At 41.9% G+C, this 681-nt stretch carries 2 protein-coding genes; both read left to right on the top strand.

The window, feature by feature from the left end; all coding sequences use genetic code 11:
• The coding region (locus HC176_RS19655; RefSeq protein ID WP_483414752.1) for a succinate dehydrogenase/fumarate reductase transmembrane subunit at positions 1–400 on the top strand (400 nt) is incomplete at its 5' end.
• Positions 401–412: 12 nt separating this feature from the next.
• The coding region (locus HC176_RS15665; RefSeq protein ID WP_167919920.1) for an FAD-binding protein at positions 413–681 on the top strand (269 nt) is incomplete at its 3' end.

Genomic DNA, 681 nt, shown 5'->3' with positions numbered 1-681 from the left:
TAGCTATGTGCGTTTTAACGGAAGCGCCAACTCAAGCTGGATGTCCAGAAATATGATATGGACGGGACTGGTAGTTCTTGCTTTCCTGGTACTGCATTTTTATGATTTCTGGTTTCCGGAGATCGTTCACAAATACATACAGGTGCATCCGGAAGATCCAACCAGGTATTATGCTGAAACTGTAGCGAAATTCACAGATCCTGTGAGAACTGCGTTATATGTAATTTCTTTCATCTTCCTTAGCCTTCACCTGTTGCACGGTTTTTCGTCCTCTTTCCAGTCTGTGGGATGGCACGAAAAATTCTACAAGGGAATGAGAGGGGCAACGGTAGCCTTTTCAATTTTAATTCCGTTAGGATTTATTTTTATTGCCGTTTATCATTACTTTAATCAAGTTTAAAAGGGAAGGATTATGTCAGTTTTAGATTCAAAAATACCACAAGGTCCACTGGAACATAAGTGGAATACATATAAAAACAATATAAATCTGGTTAACCCTGCCAACAAGCGTAATATTGATATTATCATGGTAGGGACCGGTTTGGCAGGCGGAAGTGCCGCCGCCACTCTTGCGGAACTGGGGTATAACGTAAAAACATTTTGTTATCAGGATTCTCCGCGTCGTGCGCACTCGATCGCCGCACAGGGAGGTATCAATGCTTCAAAAAATTATCAGGGTGA

The sequence above is a fragment of the Tamlana crocina genome, assembly GCF_012037625.1.
The sequence above is the reverse complement of the archived record's forward strand: the minus strand, read 5'-3'. Positions and strand labels throughout refer to the sequence as shown.